Origin of the sequence: Lampropedia cohaerens (assembly GCF_001005215.1) — a bacterium.
GTDB lineage: Bacteria > Pseudomonadota > Gammaproteobacteria > Burkholderiales > Burkholderiaceae_C > Lampropedia > Lampropedia cohaerens.
In genome coordinates this window covers 52,087-75,873 of record NZ_LBNQ01000025.1, presented here as the reverse complement: position 1 = coordinate 75,873, position 23,787 = coordinate 52,087, and the positions used below count along the sequence as shown (strand labels likewise).

The 23,787-nt window shown below is 61.9% G+C and carries 28 protein-coding genes; 22 read left to right on the top strand and 6 right to left on the bottom strand.

The window, feature by feature from the left end:
* The first annotated feature begins 73 nt into the window (after positions 1-73).
* Positions 74-1,342: an NAD(P)/FAD-dependent oxidoreductase gene (locus tag AAV94_RS08725; protein ID WP_231731318.1), complete on the top strand. Its 1,269-nt coding sequence runs from the start codon at positions 74-76 to the stop codon at positions 1,340-1,342.
* Between the two features lie 83 nt (positions 1,343-1,425).
* On the opposite strand, the gene AAV94_RS08720 is transcribed toward AAV94_RS08725, so the two are convergent.
* A complete protein-coding gene (locus AAV94_RS08720) occupies positions 1,426-1,893 on the bottom strand; it encodes a hypothetical protein (protein WP_156454386.1) in 468 nt (155 codons plus the stop codon).
* Between the two features lie 136 nt (positions 1,894-2,029).
* Positions 2,030-2,191 carry a DUF1328 domain-containing protein gene (locus tag AAV94_RS14650; protein ID WP_046741936.1) on the bottom strand — a complete coding sequence of 54 codons (162 nt, stop codon included), beginning with the start codon at positions 2,189-2,191 and terminating at the stop codon, positions 2,030-2,032.
* Positions 2,192-2,548: 357 nt separating this feature from the next.
* Here AAV94_RS14650 and AAV94_RS08710 point away from each other — a divergent pair, with 357 nt between their 5' ends.
* Together AAV94_RS08710 and AAV94_RS08705 are read left to right on the top strand one after the other, a co-directional pair.
* The gene (locus AAV94_RS08710) at positions 2,549-2,872 is read left to right on the top strand and encodes a hypothetical protein (RefSeq protein ID WP_156454385.1); all 324 of its coding nucleotides are present in this window, start codon (positions 2,549-2,551) and stop codon (positions 2,870-2,872) included.
* An 88-nt stretch (positions 2,873-2,960) separates the two neighbouring features.
* Positions 2,961-3,476, top strand: coding sequence for a YqaA family protein (locus tag AAV94_RS08705; RefSeq protein WP_046741934.1), 516 nt, complete (start codon positions 2,961-2,963; stop codon positions 3,474-3,476).
* Between the two features lie 213 nt (positions 3,477-3,689).
* Here the strand turns inward: AAV94_RS08705 and AAV94_RS08700 are convergent, their stop codons facing one another.
* The 4 genes from AAV94_RS08700 to ileS all read right to left on the bottom strand — a co-directional run bounded on the left by AAV94_RS08700 (position 3,690) and on the right by ileS (position 10,539).
* A complete protein-coding gene (locus tag AAV94_RS08700; protein ID WP_046742049.1) occupies positions 3,690-4,325 on the bottom strand; it encodes a superoxide dismutase in 636 nt (211 codons plus the stop codon).
* A 202-nt stretch (positions 4,326-4,527) separates the two neighbouring features.
* Positions 4,528-4,926, bottom strand: coding sequence for a BLUF domain-containing protein (locus AAV94_RS08695; protein ID WP_156454384.1), 399 nt, complete (start codon positions 4,924-4,926; stop codon positions 4,528-4,530).
* Positions 4,927-4,995: 69 nt separating this feature from the next.
* Entirely contained in the window at positions 4,996-7,092 is a 2,097-nt protein-coding gene (locus tag AAV94_RS08690; protein WP_052754985.1) for a putative bifunctional diguanylate cyclase/phosphodiesterase, read from the bottom strand.
* A 567-nt stretch (positions 7,093-7,659) separates the two neighbouring features.
* Positions 7,660-10,539, bottom strand: a complete 2,880-nt coding sequence (gene ileS, locus AAV94_RS08685; RefSeq protein WP_046741932.1) for an isoleucine--tRNA ligase — start codon at positions 10,537-10,539, stop codon at positions 7,660-7,662.
* Positions 10,540-11,234: 695 nt separating this feature from the next.
* On the opposite strand from ileS, the gene efp reads away from it, so the two are divergent.
* The 19 genes from efp (at position 11,235) to rpsD (ending at position 23,711) form a co-directional block, all read left to right on the top strand.
* Positions 11,235-11,789, top strand: coding sequence for an elongation factor P (efp, locus tag AAV94_RS08680; protein WP_046741931.1), 555 nt, complete (start codon positions 11,235-11,237; stop codon positions 11,787-11,789).
* Positions 11,790-12,067: 278 nt separating this feature from the next.
* Positions 12,068-13,411, top strand: a complete 1,344-nt coding sequence (gene gdhA / locus AAV94_RS08675) for an NADP-specific glutamate dehydrogenase (RefSeq protein WP_046741930.1) — start codon at positions 12,068-12,070, stop codon at positions 13,409-13,411.
* A 17-nt stretch (positions 13,412-13,428) separates the two neighbouring features.
* On the top strand, positions 13,429-14,415 hold the full coding sequence (miaA, locus tag AAV94_RS08670; RefSeq protein WP_046742047.1) for a tRNA (adenosine(37)-N6)-dimethylallyltransferase MiaA: 987 nt from the start codon (positions 13,429-13,431) through the stop codon (positions 14,413-14,415).
* A gap of 239 nt (positions 14,416-14,654) precedes the next feature.
* Positions 14,655-16,250: a glycerol-3-phosphate dehydrogenase/oxidase gene (locus AAV94_RS08665; protein ID WP_046741929.1), complete on the top strand. Its 1,596-nt coding sequence runs from the start codon at positions 14,655-14,657 to the stop codon at positions 16,248-16,250.
* Between the two features lie 299 nt (positions 16,251-16,549).
* Entirely contained in the window at positions 16,550-16,918 is a 369-nt protein-coding gene (gene rplN, locus AAV94_RS08660; protein WP_046741928.1) for a 50S ribosomal protein L14, read from the top strand.
* Positions 16,919-16,926: 8 nt separating this feature from the next.
* Complete coding sequence (gene rplX / locus AAV94_RS15075) at positions 16,927-17,262, top strand: 50S ribosomal protein L24 (protein ID WP_046741927.1); 336 nt, start codon at positions 16,927-16,929, stop codon at positions 17,260-17,262.
* Entirely contained in the window at positions 17,263-17,802 is a 540-nt protein-coding gene (gene rplE, locus AAV94_RS15070; RefSeq protein ID WP_046741926.1) for a 50S ribosomal protein L5, read from the top strand.
* 8 nt (positions 17,803-17,810) lie between these two features.
* Positions 17,811-18,116, top strand: a complete 306-nt coding sequence (gene rpsN / locus AAV94_RS08645) for a 30S ribosomal protein S14 (RefSeq protein WP_046741925.1) — start codon at positions 17,811-17,813, stop codon at positions 18,114-18,116.
* A gap of 21 nt (positions 18,117-18,137) precedes the next feature.
* Positions 18,138-18,533 (top strand): 30S ribosomal protein S8, encoded by a 396-nt coding sequence (gene rpsH, locus AAV94_RS08640; RefSeq protein ID WP_046741924.1) that lies wholly within the window; start codon positions 18,138-18,140, stop codon positions 18,531-18,533.
* Between the two features lie 23 nt (positions 18,534-18,556).
* Complete coding sequence (gene rplF / locus AAV94_RS08635) at positions 18,557-19,090, top strand: 50S ribosomal protein L6 (protein ID WP_046741923.1); 534 nt, start codon at positions 18,557-18,559, stop codon at positions 19,088-19,090.
* 11 nt (positions 19,091-19,101) lie between these two features.
* A complete protein-coding gene (gene rplR, locus AAV94_RS08630) occupies positions 19,102-19,455 on the top strand; it encodes a 50S ribosomal protein L18 (RefSeq protein ID WP_046741922.1) in 354 nt (117 codons plus the stop codon).
* 15 nt (positions 19,456-19,470) lie between these two features.
* Entirely contained in the window at positions 19,471-19,992 is a 522-nt protein-coding gene (gene rpsE, locus AAV94_RS08625; protein ID WP_046741921.1) for a 30S ribosomal protein S5, read from the top strand.
* 13 nt (positions 19,993-20,005) lie between these two features.
* Positions 20,006-20,188, top strand: a complete 183-nt coding sequence (rpmD, locus tag AAV94_RS08620) for a 50S ribosomal protein L30 (RefSeq protein WP_046741920.1) — start codon at positions 20,006-20,008, stop codon at positions 20,186-20,188.
* A 10-nt stretch (positions 20,189-20,198) separates the two neighbouring features.
* The gene (gene rplO, locus AAV94_RS08615) at positions 20,199-20,630 is read left to right on the top strand and encodes a 50S ribosomal protein L15 (protein WP_046741919.1); all 432 of its coding nucleotides are present in this window, start codon (positions 20,199-20,201) and stop codon (positions 20,628-20,630) included.
* 88 nt (positions 20,631-20,718) lie between these two features.
* Entirely contained in the window at positions 20,719-22,032 is a 1,314-nt protein-coding gene (gene secY / locus AAV94_RS08610) for a preprotein translocase subunit SecY (RefSeq protein WP_046742046.1), read from the top strand.
* 34 nt (positions 22,033-22,066) lie between these two features.
* On the top strand, positions 22,067-22,180 hold the full coding sequence (rpmJ, locus tag AAV94_RS14645; protein ID WP_084824836.1) for a 50S ribosomal protein L36: 114 nt from the start codon (positions 22,067-22,069) through the stop codon (positions 22,178-22,180).
* A gap of 16 nt (positions 22,181-22,196) precedes the next feature.
* Positions 22,197-22,550 carry a 30S ribosomal protein S13 gene (gene rpsM, locus AAV94_RS08605; RefSeq protein ID WP_046741918.1) on the top strand — a complete coding sequence of 118 codons (354 nt, stop codon included), beginning with the start codon at positions 22,197-22,199 and terminating at the stop codon, positions 22,548-22,550.
* A gap of 29 nt (positions 22,551-22,579) precedes the next feature.
* Positions 22,580-22,978: a 30S ribosomal protein S11 gene (rpsK, locus tag AAV94_RS08600; RefSeq protein WP_046741917.1), complete on the top strand. Its 399-nt coding sequence runs from the start codon at positions 22,580-22,582 to the stop codon at positions 22,976-22,978.
* A gap of 109 nt (positions 22,979-23,087) precedes the next feature.
* The gene (rpsD, locus tag AAV94_RS08595) at positions 23,088-23,711 is read left to right on the top strand and encodes a 30S ribosomal protein S4 (RefSeq protein ID WP_046741916.1); all 624 of its coding nucleotides are present in this window, start codon (positions 23,088-23,090) and stop codon (positions 23,709-23,711) included.
* Positions 23,712-23,787 lie beyond the last annotated feature (76 nt).

Genomic DNA, 23,787 nt, shown 5'->3' with positions numbered 1-23,787 from the left:
ACTGTGGGCATCGTCCGTGCAGGAGTAAGATGCAGCGCCATGCGTTACGCAGGTGACAGCCGCACCTGCTCGGATGCCAGATAACCAACTGGAGCGTGAAGCGATGGGTAAATCCGTGATTGTGCTGGGAGCCGGGATGGTGGGCACCAGCACGGCTCTGCATTTGGCCAAGCGTGGCGATGATGTCGTACTCGTGGACCGACGCTCGCCGGGACGGGAGACGTCCTACGGCAATGCCGGGCTGATCCAGAGTGAGGCCGTTGAACCCTATGGATTTCCGCAGGGCCTGGCACCGATCCTGAAGGTCATTCGCAAGGGCGGCGTCGATGTCAACTACCACCTCACAGCCATGCCGGGTCTTACCGGCGTGTTGGAGAAGTACTGGCTCAACTCCACGCCCAAGCGCTACAGGCAAATCGTGCAGGAGTTCAGCCGCCTCATTCGCCATGCGATCAGTGCGCATGCGGAGCTGATGGCCGAAGCCGGCGCAGAGCACTTGGTGCGCAAGCACGGCTGGATCAAGGCCTTTCGTGACGAGCGCAACATTGTTGAATTAGTGGAGCACGCCCAGTGGTTGCAGCAGGAGTTTGGCGTGCCGCATACGCCGCTTGACCGGGCTGCGCTGGCCAGGCTGGAGCCGCAGTTGAAGGGCTTTGCTGGAGGCGTGCATTGGACCGAGCCTTGGGCCGTGCGCGACCCGGGCGCGCTGGTTGCCAGCTACGCGCGCTATTTCGAGCGACTCGGCGGCCGCTTCATGCTCGGCGATGCGCTGAGCCTGCGCCCCAGGGGCAAGGGGTGGGCTGTGCAGACCGATGAAGGTCTGCTGGAGGCCGAGCAAGTGGTGGTGGCGCTGGGGCCGTGGTCCGCCGGCTTAACCCGTAAATTGGGCTATCGGCTGCCGCTTTTCATCAAGCGAGGCTACCACCTGCATTACCGCGGCGAGCCGCTGAATCATCCGCTGCTTGATGCGGACAATGGCTTCATGCTGGTACCAATGGAAAAAGGGCTTCGGCTGACTACCGGTGCGGAATTTGCACGGCTCAATGACCGTGCGACGCCTGTGCAGGTCACCAAGGCTGAGCGCATCGCGCGGGAACTTGTGCCGCTTGGCGAACCTGTGGAGGACGAGCCGTGGATGGGCGCACGTCCTTGCACGGTGGACATGAAGCCGGTGCTTGGGGCCGCACCACGCCATCATGGCCTGTGGTTCCACTTCGGCCATGCGCATCAGGGCTTCACGCTGGGGCCAGCCACTGCCAAGCTGCTGGCGCAGGTGATGCACGGCGAGCAGCCATTTACCGACCCGACGCCTTACGGGCCAGGGCGTTTTCTCGCAAAATGAAGTGATTCGCCTGATGCAAAAAGGCCATGGAAGTGCCAGCGCCGTGCTGACACCGCCATGGCGCGGTGCGTTGTCGCGTCAAGTTAGCGGCGGCGCCCGCCTGTGAGCAGCAGCGTGAACAGCGCGCCGGCTGCGGCCGAGAAGAGCAACGCCTTGCCGGGCTTTTCATGCACATAACGGCAGGTGGCCTCCTGCAACTCCAGCACGCGTTCGCGGGCGCGCTCGCTGGTGTCGGCTACGAGGTTGATGCTTTGCGTAGCCACGTCCAGTGCCTTGTGGGCCAGCTGATCGATGGTGGGATCTGCATGTTCGCGCAATCCGCGCACGCCGCGCTCGACCTCGCGCAGGCCCTCATCGACAGTGCGGCGGGTGCTCTGCACGGCCTGCTCTGCGCCTTCCAGCGCACGATCTGCGACGTCGTGCGCCACGTCGGAAGCCTTGTCGACGCCGCGCTCGACCTTGTCAAGCGCGGTCTCTGCAGTATCGCGGATGGCTTCGTCGGCCTTGTCTGCTGCTTCTTCGATTTTCTTGCCGGTTGTCTTGGTGTTCATGAGGCAATTTCTCCTGTGAATCAATCGATGGCGAAATGAAGGCGGGTGTCAGCCGGATGCCGACGACCCTGCAAGTATGCGCGCATTTGCCTGGCAGGCAGATCAGCCTGGCTGGCCAGATGGCGCGTCGCAGCGCTCATCGCTTGAGCATGTTGAGCACGAAAGTGACCACGGCAATGATGATAAACACGAAGAAGAGAATCTTGGCAATCTCAGTGGCGCCTGCGGCAATGCCCGTGAAGCCAAACAGCGCGGCGATCAATGCGATGATGAAAAATATGACGGCGTAGCGAAGCATGAACTCTCTCCTGTCAGGGCGCAATGGGTGGCACGGCTGGCCGGGAAGTGCTCGGTTTTGCAGGCTCCGCGCCGGCGGAGATGCGCTGTGAGCAGCCATGCCCACACTGTAGGATGGCGCTTGCAGGCGCAATGGCGGGACATACGATCAGCACCCTGTAGGTGCTCGCCTTCTGCGGGTGTCGGACTGCTCCCACGTGCGGGTGGCTGTTCCTCCTCGTAGCGGGCGGTAGCCGCACGCGCAACTGCGGCATGGATGACATGGCCGTCAAAACGGAGGGAATTTTTTCGGTCATCCGGCCTCCCACAGCCATGGTGGCAAGATGCTGCCCTGCTATTTCTCTTGAAAGGACTGACGTTGAACCGAGCGATTGCTACTTTGCTGGGGGCTGTTTTGCTGACGTTGGGCGTGATTGCCGGCGCAGCAATGTTTGTGGTGTTGTTATTGGTGGGCGCTACCGTGTGGCTGGCATTCAAGGCACGCATGTGGTGGGCGCGTTGGACGGGCAAGCCGGTACCAACCTGGTCGGTGGGTGGGCTGGCTGCGCGGCAGGGATTCATGCGCACATACGGCAGCTTCCGCAGCACCGCGGCGACACACGGCAGCGCCGCACCCCACGCGCCTCGGACGATTGACGACGTGACCGATGTTGAGCCGCGCACACCGGCTGCCGAGCGGTAACGCTGGGTACGAGAACGGGTTGGCGCGGCCGGTCCTGTTATCGGGGGCCGGCGCTGCGTTGTAGGCGTTGCGTTGATTTATTTGATCCATGTGGGAATCTTGGATGGATGGGCTGCTGGCTGCGTTGGCCCTGCCTGAGTACGGGCTTTCCACGGTGTTTGTCGTGGCGCTGTTGTCAGCGACGCTGTTGCCCATGGGGTCCGAGCCTGCGGTGTTCGGACTGGTGCAGCTCAATCCGGCGCTGTTCTGGCCTACGATGGCGGTGGCAACACTGGGTAATACTCTGGGGGGCGTCATCAGTTGGTGGATGGGGGGGCTGGCCGGGCGTGCTGTCGAGCAGCGCATGGCACGAAAGGCGCCCTCTGAGAGCCCACCAAACCCGCGTGCATTGCGCTGGCTGCAGCGCTTCGGGCCCAAAGCGTGCTTTTTGAGTTTTCTTCCCGTGGTGGGCGATCCGCTTTGCGTGGTTGCCGGCTGGCTGCGCATGCCGCTGGGCCCTTGCGTGCTCTACATGGCGGTGGGAAAGTTCCTGCGCTACGTTGTGATGACGTGGCTGCTGATGCACGCCGCGCACGGGGGGATGCAGTGGTGGCGCGCGCTATAGCGCACGGTCCCAACGTCGCTGCTGTATGCGTGAGAACCTGTTGACGATTTTTTCATGCGCTTTTGCCCGGCTGCCCTTGGGGTTGCGCCGGATGGCAAGATCGTCAACAAGTTCTGTGTTGTTCGAGGCTGTGAAAAAGCCGCAACCAGGTGTGGTTGCGGCTTTGTTCCTGCTGCCATGCACATGCCGCGGCGGCGGGCGCCGCGCCGTGTATCAGGCTTTCTTGGCTTGCTGGTAGCGGCGCTCGACCTCAGCCCAGTTGATGACCTCGAAGAAGGCCGAAATGTAGTCCGGGCGACGGTTCTGGTACTTCAGGTAGTAGGCATGCTCCCACACGTCCAGACCCAGGATCGGCGTGTTGCCGGAGCCAATGCCTTTCATGAGCGGATTGTCCTGGTTGGCGCTGCTCTCGATCTTGAGCTTGCCATTCTTGTCGGTCGACAACCATGCCCAGCCGCTGCCAAAGCGTGTCTTGGCGGCATTGATGAAGTCTTCCTTGAACTTCTCGAAGCCCCCCAGGTCACTGTCGATGGCCTTGGCGACATCGCCGGCGGGCTTGCCGCCACCACCCTTGCCGGCCGGTGCCATCACGGTCCAGAACAGGCTGTGGTTGGCGTGGCCGCCACCGTTATTGCGCACGGCGGTGCGGATGTTTTCCGGCAGCTTGTCGAGATCGGAAATCAGCACTTCGACGTCCAGGCCATCGAACTCGGTGCCCTTGACGGCGTTGTTGAGGTTGTCCACATACGTCTGATGATGCTTGGTATGGTGGATTTCCATCGTCTTGGCATCGATTTCAGGCTCCAATGCGTCATAGGCATAGGGCAGAGGTGGCAAGGTATAGCTCATGGTGGATCCTCTTCGCGGTTGGTAATTGAACAACTGTTGGACGGATGGCGGCCGCGCGGCCATGGCGTTGTCAGCCATGCGCTGCAAACCGCCCTCAGTCCATCGAATTGATTCTAGCCCGCCGCGGGAATTCCGACACAGCGCGGGCTTGGAACTGTATTGGCATCGCGGTCAAATGGGCTGACCGTGCCTGACTTGGCCGCTAGCCCAGATCCAACGCCTGGCCGGACGCGTGCAGTTGGACGATCGCTTCGTGCGGCTCACGCTGCAGCAATGTGGTGATGAACGATTCGCCATCGACCTGGCAGTAGGCCATGGACCACTGGTCGTACAGCCGATCGCCGGCGAGGGGCTCATTCAGCAGCGGTGTGAAGTTGCTGTGGCGTGGATCTTTTTCCAGGCGCTGCACCAGTGCGTGTACGCTGCCTTGTGGGCCTTCGATGTACTGACAGAAGCACTCGCCATCGAACACCAGCACGCCAGTGATGCCGTTGGCGGCATTGAATACGCGCGAGGTGCGGATGATGGCGCTGACGCACGATGCGTCATGGCCACTGGCCAGCATGCTGTGGTAGAAGAAACGGTGTAGCTGTGTCTGCACGGGTGCTTTCCTGAGAGCCTGGTCAAAGTCTTTTCATACGCCGCGCGGTCAAAATGGAGTGCCGCCGTCTCAGTAAGCCCGCTGGGCTGCGGCAGGAGGAAGCGTCGCGACGTTGTGGGCTGCATCCTGAAGCAGCAGGCGTGCGATGGCGTCTGCCGGCTGAGGGTGATGAAACAGAAAACCCTGCGCAATGGTGCAGCCCTTCTTGCGCAGCATTTCCAGTTGGGCTGCCGTCTCCACCCCTTCGGCGATGATGGTCATGTGCAGGGCCGGGCCCAGCTGGCACAGCGCCCTGACGATGGCGGCGATCACAGCATCTGCGTGCATGCGATGGATGAAGTCGCGGTCGATCTTGATGAAGTCGACCGGGTAGTCGCGCAGGTTGGTGAAGGATGAATGGCCCGTGCCGAAGTCGTCCAGCGCGATGCGCACGCCGGCCTGTTTGAGTTTGCGCAGCGCACGCTCGACAAAGGCTGCGCTGCGCTCACTCAGGCTGTGTTCCGTGATCTCGATCTCGATCAGATCGGTGGGAATGCCGTGCGTCTGCATTTGCTGCAGCAGCCGCTCCGCGTAGTCGTCACGCAGGAACTCCACCGGTGCGGCATTGAGCGAAATGGGCACCGACAGAAGTCCCCGCGCGCGCCATGCGGTAATGTCGCTGAACACCCGCTCGCGCATGGCATCGCTGATGTGGGTGGCCAGCTCGTAGTTCTTGAATGCTTCTGCCACCTGCCGTGGCAGGCGAGCCTGCCCGCGCCTGTCGCGCCAGCGCAGCAGCGCCTCGAAGCCCTGGATGCGCCGATCATCGATACGGATCTTGGCCTGATAGAACGGCTCGATGCTCTTTTCACGGATGATGGCGCGGGCGCGGATTACCTGTGCCGCAGTCCGCGCGGCGTTGTGCATCAGGTGTACGTTGTACATGCGCACGCCGCCACGCCCGCTGGTCTTGATGTCGCTCAGGGCGACCTCGGCACATCGCAGCAGACCGGATGCGTTGCGCGCATCGCGCGGATACAGCGTGCAGCCGATACTCATGCCCACGTTGATGGGCCTGCCACGGTGCAGGATCGGTAGCTCGGCCTGGCGCTGAATGCGTGCGGCAGCCTCCAGCAGCGCGTCCATGTGGGGCAGCTGTGGCAGGATGATGGCGAATTCGTCGCCATCCAGGCGCGCGATGTAGCTATCGCCAGGCAGGCAGGCCCGAAGGCGCCGGGCCAGGCTGCGCAGCAGCTGATCGCCAGCTACGTGGCCCAGCGTGTCGTTGACATGCTTGAAATGGTCCAAATCGACCAGCAGCAGTCCAATGGACGGGTCGCCTTGCCGATGATGCGCCAGACTGCGTTGCAGCTGCATCTTGAAGCTGTTACGGTTGGGCAGGCCAGTGAGCGCATCGATTTGGCAAGCGTCGCGCAGGCGCTGCTCAACGCTGCGTAGCGCCGTCACGTCCCGGGAGACGCAGAGTATGGATATGACCTTCCCGCGAGCATCGGTCACGGGTGTAAGTAGGTTGTCCCAGTAGCAGGGGATGTCCTGGACCTGCGTGACACTGGAGAAGCGGCATGTCTTACCAGCGGCAGCGCGAGCGAGCGCGCGCCGCGCAGCGGGGTGCATGGCGCTGGGCAACAGGTCGAGCCAGCGTCGCCCGGCTGCCGCAGCCTCCGCGACGTTAAGGGCCTGGCAGCCCGCGCTGTTCATGTGCTGAAGCACACCCTGCGGCGTGAGCACCTTGATGCAGTCAGCACTGGCATTGGCCATGCGCTGGTAGGTGGCCACAGTGTGCGCGAGGCGTTCGCACTGGCCGACCTCCTGATCCACCTCCGCGAGGCTGGCATGAATCAGCAGCTGCGCGCCGCCGGCGAGCGGCCAGCGTGCCATGGTGAGCTTGTACCAGCGGGCAACTCCTTCATGGCACCCCAGGCGCAACAGCATATGCGAAGGCTTGGTGGCACCCGGACACGCCTGTGCCAGGGCTGCCACGCAGGCAGAGACGGCGGCATTGCCAGCCTGCGCGTCCGCGCCGTCCACCAGTGTCCGCCATGCGGCATTGGCCAACACCTGATCACCACCGGTGTCGTATAAGGCCAACGGTTGGGGCATCGTCTCCAGAGCCTCAGCCAGCGGCGAGGCAATGGCGGCAGCGCGGGGGCAGGGCAGAGCGGGCATGCTGGAGCTTCCTGTATCAACTGGGTGAAGCGGAAGCAATTTTTGACATTTGATTGAACGATACCATGGAACGCTGTGTTCCGCTTTCACGTACTGTGAGGCGGGTTAGCGTGCCAGAGGTGGCAGGCACCTGTCGTGTGACGCAGGCAATGGTTGCCGCCCCCGAATGCACGAGGAGCTGAATTGCGCGGCGGGATGGCGCGCGCGGGCCATGGCAGGCCCGAGTCATCGCATGTGCTGGGGGTGTGCTGCGCGTGAGGATCCGCTGCGCACCCAGCGCTGATGGGGCCAGGTGATGGACGCGGAAATGGACTGTCGTGCGCCGGCGCAGGGGGCAGATCCATTCAAGATCTTGCCATGTGCTTTTGCGTGGCGTTGGGGGGCAGTAGCGCCCGGTGGCGATGCAAATCCTCACCGGGCTGTCGGCCCGACCTGCGGTTTGCACCGTGCAACACTGGCGCCTGGCAGGCAGCGCGCCGTATGAAAGAAATCGTAAACAGGCGCTGAGGGCAACACGGCCCGGCCGCCGCCCTTGGCGGCCCACTGGCGCTTTGCGGCGTGCGTTGGCTACGCGTAGGTGCGTGTCTCACCCTCGCCAAACAGATTGCAGATGGCCCGCGCCGACAGCTCCGGGTGCTGAGGGTCGGTGCCGACATCCTCACTGTAATGCCAGGTCATCGCGCACTTCTGGCCGGGAGCCAGTGCCACCTGCACGGCCAGGGTATCGCCCGGTTGCAATGCTGCCGCGGAGGTGATGAACACGAACTTCAGGTCATCGCCCAGGCTGGCGAGCAACGCATAGTCCTGCGGCGGCGCGGTGATGGTGATGGCCGCTTGCAGTGACGCGCCGAGCTTGCCAGCCTCGCGCATCTTCTCGATTTCCTTGTTGGCCACATCGCGGATGGCTCGGACGCGCTCCCACTTGGCACGCAGGTCCGCAGCGTCGGCGGTTTCGGGGATGGTGTGGTAGGTCTCGATGAAGATGCTCTCTGACTGACCGGGCGCGAAGATCGGCCACGCTTCCTCGGCGGTAAAGGAAAGGAACGGGGCCATCCAGCGCAGCATGGCATGGGTGATGTGCCACAGCGCAGTCTGCGCGCTGCGTCGCGCCAGACTCTTGGCCTGCGTGACATAGAGCCGATCCTTGAGGATGTCCAGGTAGAACGCACCGAGTTCCTCCGAGCAATAGACCTGCAGCTTGGCGACGACAGGGTGGAACTCGTAGACATCGTAGTGGGCCAGTACCTCGCGCTGGAACTCGGCAGCCTGCGCAAGCGCATAGCGGTCGATCTCCAGCATCTGCTCCAGTGGCACAGCGTCCCTGACGGGATCGAAGTCACTCGTGTTGGCCAGCAGAAAGCGCAACGTGTTGCGAATGCGGCGGTAGGCATCGACTACGCGGGCGAGAATCTTTTCGTCGATGGCCAGGTCGCCAGAATAGTCGGTGGAGGCCACCCACAGTCGGATGATTTCCGCACCGAGCTTGTTGCTGACTGTCTGCGGTGCCACCGTGTTACCCAGCGACTTGCTCATTTTCTTGCCCTGGCCGTCGACCGTGAAGCCGTGCGTGAGCAGGCCCTTGTACGGCGCGCGTCCATTGAGCGCGCAGGACAGCAGCAGCGAGGAATGGAACCAGCCGCGGTGCTGGTCGTGACCTTCCAGGTACAGGTCGGCTTCCGGACCATGCTGGTGACCGGCCTGCGCGTGCGTGCCGTGCAGCACGTGGGAGAAGGTCGAGCCGGAGTCGAACCAGACGTCAAGGATGTCGCCCACCTTGTTGTACTGCACGCCTTCTTCAGGACCCAGGATGTCCTCGGGCGTGACACGGCTCCAGGCTTCGATGCCACCTTGTTCCACGATGGCGATGGCCTGGTCGAAGATCTCCATGGTACGCGGGTGCAACTGCTCGGTTTCCTTGTGCAGGAAGAATGGCAGCGGCACGCCCCAGTTGCGCTGGCGGGAGATGCCCCAATCGGGTCGGTTGGCAATCATGTCATACAGCCGTGCCTTGCCGTTGGCCGGGTAGAAGCTGGTCTGCTCAATGGCAGCCAGCGCCGCCTGGCGCAGCGTCATGGCCGGCTTTTCCTTGGCAAACAGGCCTTCACCCTCATCCATGCGCACAAACCATTGCGCGGTGGCGCGGTAGATCACCGGCGTCTTGTGGCGCCAGCAATGCGGGTAGCTGTGGGTAATGGGCTGCGTGGCCAATAGCCGGCCCGCCAGGCGCAGGGAATCAATGATGACGGGCACGGCCTTCCAGATGTGCTGGCCGCCAAACAGCGGGAAATCAGGCGCATAGACGCCATTGGCCTGTACCGGAGTCAGGATGTCCGTGTGCTTGAAGCCGTGGCTGGTGCAGGAGTTGAAGTCGTCTACGCCATAGGCCGGTGCCGAGTGCACGATGCCGGTGCCATCTTCGGCGGTGGCGTAGTCGGCAGGGATGACCGGTGCCGTGCGGCGATAACCGGCATCTACATCGTGCAGAGGATGCTGAAATTGCAGGCCGTCCAGCGCCTTGCCGGGTGCCGTCGCCACCACAGTGCCATGCAGGCCGAAGCGTTCGAGGCACTGTGGCACCAGGACATCGGCCAGCACCAGGTAACCTTTGTCGGTATCGACAAGCGCGTAGACGATCTCGGGATTGACATTGAGTGCCTGGTTGGCGGGAATGGTCCAGGCGGTGGTGGTCCAGATCGCCACGAACGCATCCTTGCCCGCATCGGGCAGCGCGGCCAGCCCGAAGGCGCGCGCCAGCGCCTGCGGGTCGTCGGCCTTGAAGGCCACATCCAGCGTGTCCGATTTCTTGTCGGCATACTCGATTTCGAATTCGGCCAGCGAGGACTGGCAATCGAAGCACCAGTAGACGGGCTTGAGGCCGCGGTAGAGGAAGCCGCGCTCCATGACCTTTTTGAGCACACGCAGCTCTCCCGCCTCGTTGGCGTAGTTCATGGTCTTGTAGGGGTTGTCCCAGTCGCCCAGTACCCCCAGGCGCTTGAAGCCGGCCATCTGCTGTTCGATCTGCTCCTGCGCAAAGGCACGCGCCTTGGCCTGCATGTCCTCGCGGCTGAGGTTGCGCCCGTGCAGCTTTTCGATCGCATTCTCGATCGGCAGACCATGGCAGTCCCACCCGGGCACATAGGCTGCGTCATAGCCTTCGAGCTGGCGGGACTTGACGATCATGTCCTTGAGGATCTTGTTGACCGCGTGGCCGATGTGGATCTGGCCATTGGCATACGGCGGGCCGTCGTGCAGTACGAACAGGGGCCGGCCCTTGCGTGCGGCGCGCAGTTTCTGGTAGAGGCCTTGCTCCTCCCACTTCTTGATCCACTGCGGTTCACGCCGGGGCAGGTCACCGCGCATCGGGAAGGGGGTATCGGGCAGATTGAGCTTGCTGCGGTAATTGGGCTTGTCAGCCGTCTGATCGAGGGCGGTCGAATCGTTGGACATGCTAGTTGGGGCGAGCCGTCACTGGCAGGACAAGAGCCAGCTGTGCGCTCGAAAAAAGTTGCAGGGAGTGCGTGCCGCGCGGGCAAGGGGTGCCGAGGGCAGGCCGCGACGCAGGCGGTGCGATGCGTACGGTACGCTGCCGCCAGGGCCTCGGTTGCGCCCGGAGGGCATCAAATTCGATCGCGGGTGGTCTGACGCCGGGTGCGCGTGGCGCAAGTCTGCACGGCTGCGCGCAGCACTTGCGTGATCGCGCGGTGCCACGCGAACGCCGGGCCGGCAGGGGCACTACACGAGATGGGCATGGCGTTCATCGGGTATTCGCAAAAGGCCACGGGCGCTGTGGCACGCCAAGTGGCGATCCAGGTGGCGCGGCGTGGAAAAAAGGTACATTCTAGCGGGATCGCCTGCGCTGCCGGGGGCAGTCGGTTTGGTGCCTGACGCTGCTGCCGTTAGAATCCGCGCCTGGCACCTGCGTCGTGCGTCGCTATTGATGCGGCGGCGACGCACATGTTTGCTTGTGAACGAGGGTGCCTTGGCGGAGAACCTGTTGGCACGCTGGCACGCCCTGCGACGTCGATGGCGCGCCATATTGTGCGCATTGTGCACAGCCTTTTCCCCGTTTCTGGATCACATGCCCTGTGCTGGCGCATCCGGCAGCGGCCCCGTTCGTTTATTGAATCACCCAGACTGTAGTTATGAAAATCGCCCAAGAAATCCGAGCCGGCAACGTCATCATGCATGGCAAGGATCCCATGATTGTCCTCAAGACGGAGTATGCCCGTGGCGGCCGTGGCGCGGCCACCGTGCGCATGAAGCTCAAGGCGTTGCTCTCGTCCATGGCCACGGAGGTGGTGTTCAAGGCAGACGACAAGATCGACAACGTCATTCTGGAAAAGAAGGAGTGCACGTACTCCTACTTCGCCGACCCCATGTATGTTTGGATGGACAGCGAGTACAACCAGTATGAGGTGGAAGCTGCCAACATGGGGGATGCGCTGAACTATCTGGAAGACGGGATGACCGCCGAAGTCGTGTTCTATGACGGCAAGGCCATCTCCGTGGAACTGCCCACCGGCGTCGAGCGCGAGATCACCTGGACCGAACCCGCCGTCAAGGGTGATACGTCCGGCAAGGTGCTCAAGCCGGCCAAGATCTCGACCGGTTTTGAGGTTGCCGTGCCACTGTTCGTGAATCAGGGCGATCGCATTGAAATCGATACCCGCACGGGCGAATACCGCAAGCGGGTGTAACTGGCTCGTAGGGGAGGGCGGAACCTGCGCTTCCCAGTCCGAGGCAACGCGGTGCAGGTTGCCAGCACCCTGTGCTCAGACGAGAAGATGGCCCCGCAAGGGGCTTTTTTGCGCGAGGCGACCGGCATTTCAGCGCAAAATTGCGCCCCAATATGGGGTGATGCGCATTGATTTGGTGCGCTCGGCCCTGGTTGCGCCTTGAATCTGTCTAGATGCCGCCTGGCGACGGCAGTAAACGGGTGCGTATTCCCATCATTACAACCTACAGGAGTCCAGCCATGTCCGAGCCGTCGTTGCAACAGTTTCTTGCCGGGGTTGTCCAGCGCAATCCCTTGCAGCGCGAATTTCACCAGGCCGTGACCGAGGTGTTCGAGAGCCTGTGGCCGTTCATCGCAGAGCACCCGAGGTATGCGCAGCAGGGTCTGCTGGAGCGCTTGGTGGAGCCCGAGCGCATCATCATTTTCCGCATCAGCTGGGTCGACGATGCGGGCCAGGTGCAGGTCAACCGCGGCTATCGCGTCCAGCACAGCATGGCCATTGGCCCCTACAAGGGAGGGCTGCGCTTTCATCCGTCGGTGAACCTGTCGGTGCTGAAGTTCCTGGCGTTCGAGCAAACGTTCAAGAACGCGCTGACGACGCTGCCCATGGGTGGAGCCAAGGGCGGTGCGGACTTTGACCCGAAGGGAAAGAGTCACGGCGAGATCATGCGTTTTTGCCAGGCCTTCGCAACGGAGCTTTTCCGCCACGTGGGTGCCGACACGGACGTGCCTGCTGGTGACATTGGCGTGGGCGCGCGCGAGATTGGCTTCCTGGCCGGGTATCTCAAGAAGCTCACCAACCGTGCCGACTGCGTGCTTACCGGCAAGCCATTGCATCTTGGAGGCTCGCTGATCCGACCGGAGGCAACCGGCTATGGCACGGTTTACTTTGCCGAGGAAATGCTCAATCAGGCGAAGAAGTCCCTGCAGGGCATGAAGGTGGCCGTTTCCGGCTCCGGCAATGTGGCCCAATACGCCATCGAGAAGGCGATGGCGCTGGGCGCGGAGGTGGTCACTTGCTCGGACTCCGGCGGCACGGTCTATGATCCGGACGGGTTCACTGCGGAAAAGCTGGCACTGTTGATGAAGATCAAGAATCAGGACTATGGCCGGGTCAAGGACTATGCGGAGCAGGTCGGTGCGCAGTACCTGGAAGGGCAGCGACCCTGGCAGATTCCGGTGGAGGTCGCATTGCCCTGTGCGACCCAGAACGAACTGGATGAGACCGATGCGAAGGCGCTGATCGGCAATGGTGTAGTCTGTGTGGCAGAGGGCGCCAACATGCCTTGCACTCAGGCGGCGGTGCACGCCTTCGAGGCGGCCGAAGTACTGTATGCCCCCGGCAAGGCCAGCAATGCCGGTGGGGTTGCGACCTCCGGGCTGGAGATGAGCCAGAACGCTGCGCGCCTTGCCTGGCCGCGTCAGGAAGTCGATCGCCGCCTGCTCGAGATCATGCGTGGCATTCATGCGGCGTGCGTGCAGTACGGCAGACAGCCCGACGGCCGCATCAGCTACCAGCACGGCGCCAATATTGCCGGCTTCGTCAAGGTGGCCGATGCGATGCTGGCGCAGGGTATCGTCTGATGCCGGTGGGCGACGGCATGCCCACGCCCGCGTTGCTGCGCAAGCCGTTTCTCGTCCTGACCGGGCCGACTGCCTGTGGCAAGTCCGCGCTGGCGTTGGCGCTGGCAGAGGCGTTGGCGCCGCACTGTCGTGTTGAGATCGTCAGCGTTGACTCGGCGCTGGTCTACCGCGGCATGGACATCGGTACGGCCAAGCCCAGTGCGGCCGAGCGGGCGCTGGTGCCGCACCATCTCATCGATATCCGCGAGCCGCACGAGCCATACAGCGCCGCGGCATTCCTGCAGGACTGTGCGGCGGCGGTGGATGGCATTCTGGCACGCGGGGCGCTGCCCTTGCTGGTGGGTGGCACCATGCTGTACCTGCATGCACTGCTGCACGGGCTGGATCCTTTGCCGCAGGCGGATGTGGCCGTGCGTGCGCAGCTGGATGCCCGCGCTGCGCGTGAGGGCTGGCCTGCAATGCACGCTTGGTTGGCCGAGGTCGATCCCGTGACTGCGAAGCGATTGGCGCCGCGCGACGCGCAGCGCATCCAGCGTGCGCTGGAAGTGTGGTGCGTGACCGGCCAGCCGCTGTCCGCGCTGCAGCAGCGCAGTGCGCAGGACAGGTCGTGGCAAGCGGCATGGATTGCCGAGCGGGTGGTGTCGCTGGAGCCGACATCGCGCGCCTGGCTGCATGCGCGCGTCGCGCAGCGCTTTGCGGTGATGCTGCAGGCCGGTTTTCTCGATGAAGTGCGGACCTTGCGCCGTGATGCGCGTCTGCACGCCCAGTTGCCCAGCATCCGCAGCGTTGGCTACCGGCAGGCGTGGCAGATGCTCGACGGTACAGTCGCTGAAAGCGAATGGGTTGCGCAGGCCGAGGCGGCCACCCGCCAGCTCGCCAAACGGCAGATCACGTGGCTGCGCAGCATGGCTGGGCGTCGCGTGCTGCATCCTGATACGCATGGTGAGGCGCAAATGCTGGAGTCCACCCTGTCGGCTATTCAGCCGGTATTGCGCCGCCTGTGAGAAGATCGTGGCTTACCGAAGGTCCGCAAACTCCTGTCGACAAGTACGCTGCCCCCGTCGGAGCGCATGGGCGCGGCAAGCGGTGCAGACCTTTGCAGGGCCCGAAGACAGACTTTCGCTGATGTCGTCTGGTAACCTTGCCCTGCGCCTGCGTCGCCATATGCGGCGATATCTGGTCAGGGGGGGCGCCGCATTCGGCTGCGCGCAGTCCGGGCCGGTACTATGCATCCATTGCCCCTATGACCGATTCAACCGCCTCCTTGCTCCGCACCGATCGCGCACAGCTGCTGCGCGCACTGGCTGATCATCCTGCATTTGACCTGCTCGTCATTGGCGGGGGCGCTACCGGGCTGGGCGTGGCGCTGGATGCGGTCACGCGTGGCCTGTCCGTTGCGTTGGTGGAGGCGCATGACTTTGCCAAAGGCACTTCGTCACGCGCCACCAAGCTGGTGCATGGCGGTGTGCGGTATCTGGCGCAAGGCAACGTCGCGCTGGTGCGGGAGGCGTTGCATGAGCGCGCCGTGCTGCTTGCAAACGCGCCCCATCTGGCGCAGCCGTTGCCGTTCGTGATGCCCTCTTACAGATTGTGGGAGACGCCGTTCTATGGTGCTGGCCTGCGCGTGTACGACGCGCTGGCAGGAGACCGTGGGCTGGGTGCCACGGAGTTTCTCTCCAATGTCAGGGTGCGGGAGTTGCTGCCCAATGTGGCCACCGGCGGGCTGCGCGGTGGCGTGAAGTACTGGGATGGCCAGTTCGACGATGCGCGGCTGGCGCTGGCGCTGGCGCGCACGGCCGCGCACCACGGCGCGCATGTGCTCAACTACTGCCGCGCCGAGCGTTTGCTGCTGCAGGACGGGCGCGTTGCCGGCGCGGAAGTGGTGGATGCCGAAAGCGGCGCGCGTGTCGCCGTGCAGGCGCGCTGCGTCGTCAATGCCACGGGCGTCTGGGTGGATGCGTTGCGCCAGCAGGCCGAGCCGACCGCGCCGCCACTGGTGGCGCCCAGCCAGGGCACCCATGTGGTGGTCGATCGTCATTTCTGGCCAGGCAACCACGCCTTGCTGGTGCCCAAGACCAGCGATGGTCGCGTGCTGTTTGCTGTGCCCTGGCTGGGGCAGGTGATTCTTGGTACCACCGATGTGCCGCGCGATGACATGCCGCTTGAGCCGCGTGCCAGGGCGCAGGAGGTCCGCTTCATTCTCAAGGAGGCCGCGCGCTATCTGGCGGCAGCGCCGCGCGAGCAGGATGTGCGCAGCATCTGGGCGGGATTGCGTCCATTGGCGCGGCCTTCCGCCGATGCGGGGCAGACCAAGAAAATCAGCCGCGAGCACACCATCGAGGTGTCCCCTGGGGGGCTCGTGAGCGTCACGGGCGGAAAGTGGACGACCTACCGTGCCATGGCCGAGGATGTCATCCGCCAGTGCCAGCTTGCGCAGCTGTTGCCGGTCAAGCTGCCTGCTGGCCGGACCGCCCATCTGCCGTTGCTGGGCAGTGAGGAAGGTGGGCCGCGCGCCTCTTTGCAGGATGCGCGCGGCTTGGCCGCCTACGGCAGCGAAGCGCCATCGGTGGGCGCGTTGCCTGGCGCGGATGTGATGCTGGATGCGCCCCGCGGCCTGAGCGAAGCCATGGTGCGTTTTGCCGTGCGTCACGAATACGCCCGCACGGTAGAGGATGTGCTGGCGCGTCGCAGCCGCTTGCTGTTTCTCGATGCCGCAGCGGCACAGCGGCTCGCGCCGCGGGTGGCGGACATTTTGGTCGAGGAACTGGGAGCGGCGCATGACGCGCAGCTGGCCGCTTTCGAGCAGCTGGCCGCTGACTATCAACTGTCTCGGGCATAGCAGCAAGCAATGGTGGATATGCGGCGCTGTGGCGCGACAGCGACGGTCGCGGGCCACGATTTTTAGATTGCATGTAAAAACAAGTTGACTGCGCGCCGCCTTGGCTGCGATAATTACCTGCTTCACCTTTTGGGGTGATTTCTGCCCAATCGCTTTGACGCAGTGCGTACGGCCAATGGCTTTATTGGCTGCACGGGTTGGAGTGGCGGGTCCAAGACTGACTGTGTGATGCAGTGGCCGGCGCCAGCTGGCCGTATGGCTGCTTCATGTGCGCAGGTTAAGTTGGGAATTTAAATCAAATGATCCAGACAGAATCTCGTTTAGAGGTTGCCGATAACACGGGTGCGAAATCCGTGTTGTGCATCAAGGTGCTCGGTGGCTCCAAGCGTCGCTACGCGAGCGTTGGCGACATCATCAAGGTCTCCGTGAAGGAGGCTGCGCCGCGTGGTCGCGTCAAGAAGGGCGAAATCTATAACGCCGTGGTTGTGCGTACTGCCAAGGGTATTCGCCGCCAAGATGGGTCGCTGATCAAGTTCGACGGCAATGCGGCAGTGCTGCTCAATGCCAAGCTTGAGCCTATCGGTACCCGTATTTTTGGCCCGGTCACCCGTGAACTGCGCACCGAGCGCTTCATGAAGATCGTGTCGCTGGCTCCTGAAGTGATTTGAGGTGTGGCATGAGTAGCAAGATTCGCAAGGGTGACGAAGTCATCGTGCTGGCTGGCCGAGACAAGGGCAAGCGCGGTGTGGTGCTGGCCCGCAAGGATGAGAACTATCTCATTGTTGAAGGCGTGAACGTCGTCAAGAAGCATGTGCGCCCCAACCCCATGAAGGGTGAGCAGGGTGGCATCATCAACAAGACGATGCCGATTCACCAGTCCAATGTGGCGATCTACAACCCGGCGAGCGGCAAGGCTGACCGTGTGGGCTTCAAGGTTGACCTGGCGGCTGCAAAGGGTCAGCGTCGCGTGCGCGTGTTCCGCTCCAGCGGCGAAGAGATCAAGGTGGCGTAAATGGCAAGATTGCAAGAGTTTTATCGTGACAAGGTTGTGGGTGACCTGACCAAGCAGTTTGGCTACAAGTCTCCCATGGAAGTGCCGCGCATCACCAAGATCACGCTCAACATGGGGGTGGGTGAGGCTGTTGCTGACAAGAAGGTCATGGATAACGCGGTGGCGGACCTGACCAAAATTGCTGGCCAAAAGCCTGTCGTGACTAAGGCGCGCAAGGCCATTGCCGGATTCAAGATCCGTGAAGGTCAGCCCATTGGTTGCATGGTGACGCTGCGTGGTGCACGCATGTATGAATTCCTGGATCGTTTCGTGACCGTGGCATTGCCGCGTGTGCGTGACTTCCGCGGGATTTCCGGCAAGTCTTTCGATGGTCGTGGCAACTACAACGTGGGTGTCAAAGAGCAGATCATCTTTCCGGAAATCGAATACGACAAAGTGGATGCGTTGCGTGGTCTGAACATCAGCATCACCACAACGGCGAAGACGGACGAGGAGGCCAAGGCGCTTCTGGCTGCATTCCGTTTCCCATTCAAGAACTGAGGTGCAGTGTGGCAAAAAAAGCATTGATTGAACGAGAGCTCAAGCGCGAGAAGCTGGTTGCCAAGTACGCTGCAAAGCGTGCTGAGCTCAAGGCCATCATCGACGACAGCAAGCGCAGCGATGAAGAGCGCTATCAGGCACGTCTTGCGCTGCAGCGTCTGCCGCGCAACGCCAACCCGACGCGTCAACGTAACCGTTGCGAGCTGACCGGCCGCCCGCGTGGCACTTTCCGTCAGTTTGGTCTGGCACGTGCCAAGGTGCGTGAGCTGGCGATGTCTGGCAACATCCCTGGCGTCATCAAGGCCAGCTGGTAAGCACGGACAGGAGATTGAATCATGAGCATGAGTGATCCTATTGCCGATCTGTTGACCCGCATCCGCAATGCGCAGATGGTCAACAAGACATCGGTATCCGTGCCTTCTTCCAAGCTGAAGCTGGCCATTTTGCAGGTGTTGAAGGACGAGGGCTACATTGAGGGCTTCGAAGTCCAGCGCGACGGCAACAAGGCCGACATCCGCGTGGATCTGAAGTACTACGCCGGTCGCCCCGTGATCGAACGCATCGAGCGCGTCAGCAAGCCTGGCCTGCGCGTGTACAAGCCGAGCAAGGCCATTCCGCAAGTCATGAATGGCTTGGGGGTGGCGATCGTGACGACTCCCAAGGGCGTGATGACCGACCGCAAGGCGCGCGCAGCTGGCGTCGGCGGCGAAGTGCTTTGCTTCGTGGCCTGAAGCCCGATTGGAGGAATAGAGAAATGTCTCGAGTTGCTAAATTGCCGGTGGTCATTCCAAGCGGCGTCGAAGTGGCCATCAAGAATGGTCAGATTTCGGTCAAGGGCGCGGGCGGTCAGTTGGCTGTCGCTGAAAGCAAGTTGGTCAAGGTGTCGCAAGATGGTGCGGCACTGCGTTTCGAGCCCGCGAACGATTCGCGTGAGGCTGATGCGCTGGCAGGCACGCTGCGCCAGTTGGTCAACAACCTTGTCGTGGGCGTCTCCAAGGGGTTCGAAAAGAAGCTCAACCTGGTTGGCGTGGGTTTCAAGGCGGCCGTCAATGGCAGGAAGCTCAACCTGTCGGTGGGCTATTCGCATCCGGTCGAATTCGATCTGCCTGAAGGCGTGACGGCAACGACGCCGACGCCGACGGAAATCGTGCTCAAGAGTGCGAACAAGCAGGTGCTCGGCCAGTTTGCCGCTGAAGTCCGTGAAGTGCGTCCTCCCGAGCCCTACAAGGGCAAGGGCATCCGTTATTCGGATGAGGTCGTCACGATCAAGGAAACCAAGAAGAAATAAGAGGCTGCAATATGTTGAGCAAAAAAGAACAGCGTTTGCGCCGCGCCCGCCAGACCCGCATTCGCATTGCCAAGCAGGGCGTTGCGCGGCTGACCGTGCATCGCACCAATCAGCACATCTACGCAACCGTCATCTCTGGCGATGGCGCCAAGGTGGTGGCAACGGCATCCTCGCTGGAAAGCGAACTGCGTGGCTCCGTCAACGGTGGCTCGGTCGAGGGTGCAACGGCTGTTGGCAAGCGTATCGCCGAGAAGGCCAAGGCTGCTGGCGTGGAGAAAGTGGCGTTCGATCGTGCGGGCTTTGCCTATCACGGCCGCGTCAAGGCATTGGCAGAAGCCGCGCGTGAAGCCGGCCTGCAATTCTGATCGGGGCGACTAGCAATGGCTACCAGAAACCAAGCAAGAAACCAAGATGAAGCCCGTGACGATGGCTTCAAGGAAAAGATGATCGCCGTCAACCGCACGACCAAGGTCGTCAAGGGCGGTCGCATCCTGGCTTTTGCCGCTTTGTCTGTTGTCGGTGACGGCGATGGTCGCATCGGCATGGGCAAGGGTAAGTCCAAGGAAGTGCCCTCGGCTGTGCAGAAGTCGATGGAAGAAGCACGCCGCAACCTGTTCAAGGTATCGCTCAAGAACGGTACGCTGCACCACGGCGTGCATGGTCAGCACGGCGCAGCCAAAGTGATGCTGATGCCCGCCCCGAAGGGGACCGGCATCATCGCCGGCGGCCCGATGCGGGCGGTCTTCGAGGTGGTCGGCATCACTGACATCGTGGCCAAGAGCCATGGTTCGTCCAACCCCTACAACATGGTCCGCGCCACGCTGGATGCGCTCAAGCGCTCGACGACTCCTGCCGAGATTGCTGCCAAGCGCGGTCTGCAGGTCGAAGACCTGCTGGCGTAACGAGGTGACAACAATGTCCAACAATCAAACCGTCAAGGTTCAGCTGGTACGCAGCCCCATCGGCACGAAGGAGTCGCATCGCGCGACCGTGCGTGGCCTGGGTCTGCGCAAGCTCAATAGCATCAGCGAACTCAAGGACACGCCTGAAGTGCGTGGAATGATTAACAAGATCAGCTATCTGGTCCGCGTTCTGTAAGAGGTTTGTGATGCAACTCAATACCATCCAGCCCGCCGCAGGTGCCAAGCATGCCAAGCGCCGTGTCGGCCGTGGTATCGGCTCCGGCTTGGGCAAGACTGCCGGTCGTGGTCACAAGGGGCAGAAGTCCCGCGCGGGCGGCTATCACAAGGTGGGCTTCGAAGGCGGTCAGATGCCGCTGCAGCGTCGCCTGCCCAAGCGCGGCTTCAAGTCGCAGACGCTCAAGTTCAATGCCGAGATCACGCTGGCGGAGCTGGACGCTCTGGGACTGGCCGAAGTGGACGTGCTTGCGCTCAAGCAGGCCGGTCTGGTTCGTTCCATTGCCAAGGTGGTCAAGGTCGTCAAGTCCGGCGAAATTACCCGTGCGGTCAAGCTCAATGGAATCGGCGCGACTGCAGGTGCCAAGGCAGCGATCGAAGCCGCTGGCGGTTCGCTGAATTAAGGGCAGAGGCGGCGCATCGTTTTCCGTGAATTGGATGGATGCTCCGCGTCTGCGGGCGTGGCCACTCTTTTGTGAATGAGGCTTGATCTTGGCGACAAATACCGCTCAATTGGCAAAGTCCGGCAAGTTCGCTGACCTGCGTCGGCGTCTTGTCTTTTTGCTGCTGGCACTGGTGGTGTACCGCATCGGTACGCACATTCCCGTGCCGGGGATCAACCCTGCGCAGCTGGAGCAGATGTTTTCCGGTTCGCAAGGCATCCTGGACCTGTTCAACATGTTCTCCGGCGGGGCACTGGAGCGCTTTTCCGTGCTGGCGCTGGGCATCATGCCCTACATCTCTGCTTCCATCATCATCCAGCTCATGACGCACGTTGTGCCGTCGCTGATCGCGTTGAAGAAGGAAGGTGAGGCGGGTCGGCGCAAGATTACGCAGTACACGCGTTATTTCACGCTGGTGCTGGCGCTGTTCCAGTCCATGGGGATCGCGGTCATGTTGGAAAGCCAGCCCGGGCTTGTATTCCAGCCAGGTATTGGCTTCAAGGTCACTACGATCATTTCGCTGACCTCCGGAACGTTGTTCATGATGTGGCTGGGTGAGCAGATCACCGAGCGCGGCATCGGGAACGGCATTTCCATGCTGATCTTTGCCGGTATCGCAGCAGGTCTGCCCAGCGCGATGGCGGGAACACTTGAGCTGGTGCGCACGGGTGCGATGAGCATCATCTCCCTGCTGTTCATTGCTGCCCTGGTGGTTCTTGTGACCTATTTCGTCGTGTTCGTCGAGCGCGGTCAGCGACGCATTCTGGTCAATTACGCCAAGCGCCAGGTCGGCAACAAGATGTATGCCGGTCAGTCGTCGCATCTGCCGCTCAAGCTGAACATGGCAGGGGTGATCCCACCGATTTTCGCGTCGTCGATCATCTTGCTGCCTGCAACGCTGGTCGGCTGGCTCAGCAGCAGCGATTCGCTGCGTTGGCTGCGCGACATTGCCGCGACGCTCACTCCGGGGCAACCGATCTATGTGATCTTTTTTGCTTCCGCCATCATCTTCTTCTGCTTTTTCTACACGGCGCTGGTGTTCAACAGCCGCGAGACGGCAGACAACCTGAAGAAAAGCGGAGCATTTGTGCCGGGTATTCGGCCAGGTGAGCAGACTGCGAAATACATTGATAAAATATTGGCCCGCTTGACTTTGTGTGGCGCCATCTACATCACAGCAGTCTGCTTGTTCCCAGAGTTTCTGACGCTGCGCTATAACGTGCCGTTCTATTTTGGGGGTACGTCCCTGTTGATCATGGTGATCGTGACGATGGATTTCATGGCGCAGGTACAGAACTACGTGGTCTCGCAGCAGTACGAGTCGCTGTTGAAGAAAACCAACCTGAAACCGGCGCGCCGCTGATGCGCTGCGAGTATCGTTTTTTTGGGAGTTAGTGATGAAAGTATCGGCTTCGGTTAAGAAGATGTGTAGAAATTGCAAGATCATCCGCCGTAACGGTGTTGTGCGCGTGATCTGCACCGACCTGCGCCACAAGCAGCGTCAGGGTTGAGGATTAAAGGACGGTTATGGCACGTATTGCTGGTATCAACGTACCGCCACACAAGCACGCGGAAATCGGCTTGACGGCGATCTATGGCATTGGACGCTCGCGCGCTCGCAAGATTTGCGAGGCAGCAGGCATCGCGTATGACAAGAAGGTCAAGGATCTGACTGATGCGGATCTTGAGAAGATTCGCGACCAGATCGCACAGTTCACCATCGAGGGTGACCTGCGCCGCGAGACCACGATGAACATCAAGCGCCTGATGGATATTGGGTGCTATCGGGGCTTCCGCCATCGTCGCGGGCTGCCGATGCGTGGCCAGCGTACGCGTACCAATGCCCGCACCCGCAAGGGGCCGCGCAAGGGCGTCAAGTAATTCACTGTCTGTGCAATTGAAGGAACACAATGGCTAAAGGCTCCTCGGCGTCGCAGCGTGTACGCAAAAAGGTCCGCAAGAATGTTGCGGACGGCATTGCGCACATCCACGCCTCGTTCAACAACACTATCATCACCATCACGGACCGTCAGGGCAATGCCTTGTCCTGGGCGTCTTCGGGTGGCCAGGGCTTCAAAGGCTCGCGCAAGTCGACGCCGTTTGCAGCGCAGGTGGCTTCCGAGGTCGCAGGTCGTGCGGCCATCGAGCATGGCATCAAGAACCTGGACGTCGAAATCAAGGGGCCCGGTCCCGGTCGCGAGTCGTCCGTGCGCGCTTTGGGTAACCTTGGCATCCGCATCACTTCCATCTCGGACGTGACACCGATTCCTCACAACGGTTGCCGTCCGCAAAAGCGCCGTCGCGTTTGATTGCCGGCGCGTCGTTCTCATCAACAAGCCCACCGCCGCCGAATCACCCCTAGGGGCATCGGCGGCTCCTGTACATTTTTTGTGCAGTAGCTGAATAAAAGGATATCAAGTGGCACGCTATATTGGGCCTAAGGCCAAACTCTCCCGCCGCGAAGGCACCGACCTCTTTCTCAAGAGCGCACGTCGCTCGATCGCTGACAAGTCCAAGTTCGATTCCAAGCCCGGTCAGCATGGCCGCACTTCTGGCAGCCGTACGTCCGACTACGGTCTGCAGCTGCGTGAAAAGCAGAAGGTGCGCCGCATGTACGGCGTGCTTGAGAAGCAGTTCCGCCGCTATTTTGCGGAGGCCGATCGTCGCCGTGGCAACACGGGCTCAAACCTTTTGACGCTGCTGGAAAGCCGCCTCGATAATGTCGTGTATCGCATGGGCTTTGGCTCCACGCGCTCGGAAGCGCGTCAGCTGGTTTCGCACAAGGCGATTCTGGTCAATGGCCAGACCGTGAACATCCCGTCGTATCAGGTCAAGCCCGGTGACGTGGTGGCCGTGCGTGAGAAGTCGCGCAACCAGGCGCGCATTCAGGAGGCGCTGCAGCTGGCGCAGCAAGTCGGCTTCCCCGCTTGGGTGGAAGTGGCTGTGGACAAGGCCGAGGGTGTGTTCAAGAAGGCGCCTGACCGCGATGAGTTTGGGGCGGATATCAACGAGTCGCTGATTGTCGAGTTGTATTCGCGTTGATTGGGCTAGCGCCTTTTACATTGGAACCGCGACTTGTTCGCGGTTTATTCGCTTCACCAGCCTTACCGGTGTAACG

Excerpts from the sequence above, each read along its gene's own strand:
- ileS (WP_046741932.1), bottom strand. The coding sequence starts at position 10,539 with ATGTCCAACGATTCGACCGCCCTCGATCAGACGGCTGACAAGCCCAAT.
- rpsK (WP_046741917.1), top strand. The coding sequence starts at position 22,580 with ATGGCTAAAGGCTCCTCGGCGTCGCAGCGTGTACGCAAAAAGGTCCGC.
- AAV94_RS08700 (WP_046742049.1), bottom strand. The coding sequence starts at position 4,325 with ATGAGCTATACCTTGCCACCTCTGCCCTATGCCTATGACGCATTGGAG.
- AAV94_RS08725 (WP_231731318.1), top strand. The coding sequence starts at position 74 with ATGCCAGATAACCAACTGGAGCGTGAAGCGATGGGTAAATCCGTGATT.
- rplO (WP_046741919.1), top strand. The coding sequence starts at position 20,199 with ATGCAACTCAATACCATCCAGCCCGCCGCAGGTGCCAAGCATGCCAAG.
- rpmD (WP_046741920.1), top strand. The coding sequence starts at position 20,006 with ATGTCCAACAATCAAACCGTCAAGGTTCAGCTGGTACGCAGCCCCATC.
- efp (WP_046741931.1), top strand. The coding sequence starts at position 11,235 with ATGAAAATCGCCCAAGAAATCCGAGCCGGCAACGTCATCATGCATGGC.
- AAV94_RS08690 (WP_052754985.1), bottom strand. The coding sequence starts at position 7,092 with ATGCCCGCTCTGCCCTGCCCCCGCGCTGCCGCCATTGCCTCGCCGCTG.
- AAV94_RS08720 (WP_156454386.1), bottom strand. The coding sequence starts at position 1,893 with ATGAACACCAAGACAACCGGCAAGAAAATCGAAGAAGCAGCAGACAAG.
- AAV94_RS08665 (WP_046741929.1), top strand. The coding sequence starts at position 14,655 with ATGACCGATTCAACCGCCTCCTTGCTCCGCACCGATCGCGCACAGCTG.
- gdhA (WP_046741930.1), top strand. The coding sequence starts at position 12,068 with ATGTCCGAGCCGTCGTTGCAACAGTTTCTTGCCGGGGTTGTCCAGCGC.
- rplR (WP_046741922.1), top strand. The coding sequence starts at position 19,102 with ATGTTGAGCAAAAAAGAACAGCGTTTGCGCCGCGCCCGCCAGACCCGC.
- rpsM (WP_046741918.1), top strand. The coding sequence starts at position 22,197 with ATGGCACGTATTGCTGGTATCAACGTACCGCCACACAAGCACGCGGAA.
- rpsE (WP_046741921.1), top strand. The coding sequence starts at position 19,471 with ATGGCTACCAGAAACCAAGCAAGAAACCAAGATGAAGCCCGTGACGAT.
- rpsH (WP_046741924.1), top strand. The coding sequence starts at position 18,138 with ATGAGCATGAGTGATCCTATTGCCGATCTGTTGACCCGCATCCGCAAT.
- rplF (WP_046741923.1), top strand. The coding sequence starts at position 18,557 with ATGTCTCGAGTTGCTAAATTGCCGGTGGTCATTCCAAGCGGCGTCGAA.
- AAV94_RS08705 (WP_046741934.1), top strand. The coding sequence starts at position 2,961 with ATGTGGGAATCTTGGATGGATGGGCTGCTGGCTGCGTTGGCCCTGCCT.
- rplX (WP_046741927.1), top strand. The coding sequence starts at position 16,927 with ATGAGTAGCAAGATTCGCAAGGGTGACGAAGTCATCGTGCTGGCTGGC.
- rplE (WP_046741926.1), top strand. The coding sequence starts at position 17,263 with ATGGCAAGATTGCAAGAGTTTTATCGTGACAAGGTTGTGGGTGACCTG.
- rpmJ (WP_084824836.1), top strand. The coding sequence starts at position 22,067 with ATGAAAGTATCGGCTTCGGTTAAGAAGATGTGTAGAAATTGCAAGATC.
- AAV94_RS14650 (WP_046741936.1), bottom strand. The coding sequence starts at position 2,191 with ATGCTTCGCTACGCCGTCATATTTTTCATCATCGCATTGATCGCCGCG.
- rplN (WP_046741928.1), top strand. The coding sequence starts at position 16,550 with ATGATCCAGACAGAATCTCGTTTAGAGGTTGCCGATAACACGGGTGCG.
- miaA (WP_046742047.1), top strand. The coding sequence starts at position 13,429 with ATGCCCACGCCCGCGTTGCTGCGCAAGCCGTTTCTCGTCCTGACCGGG.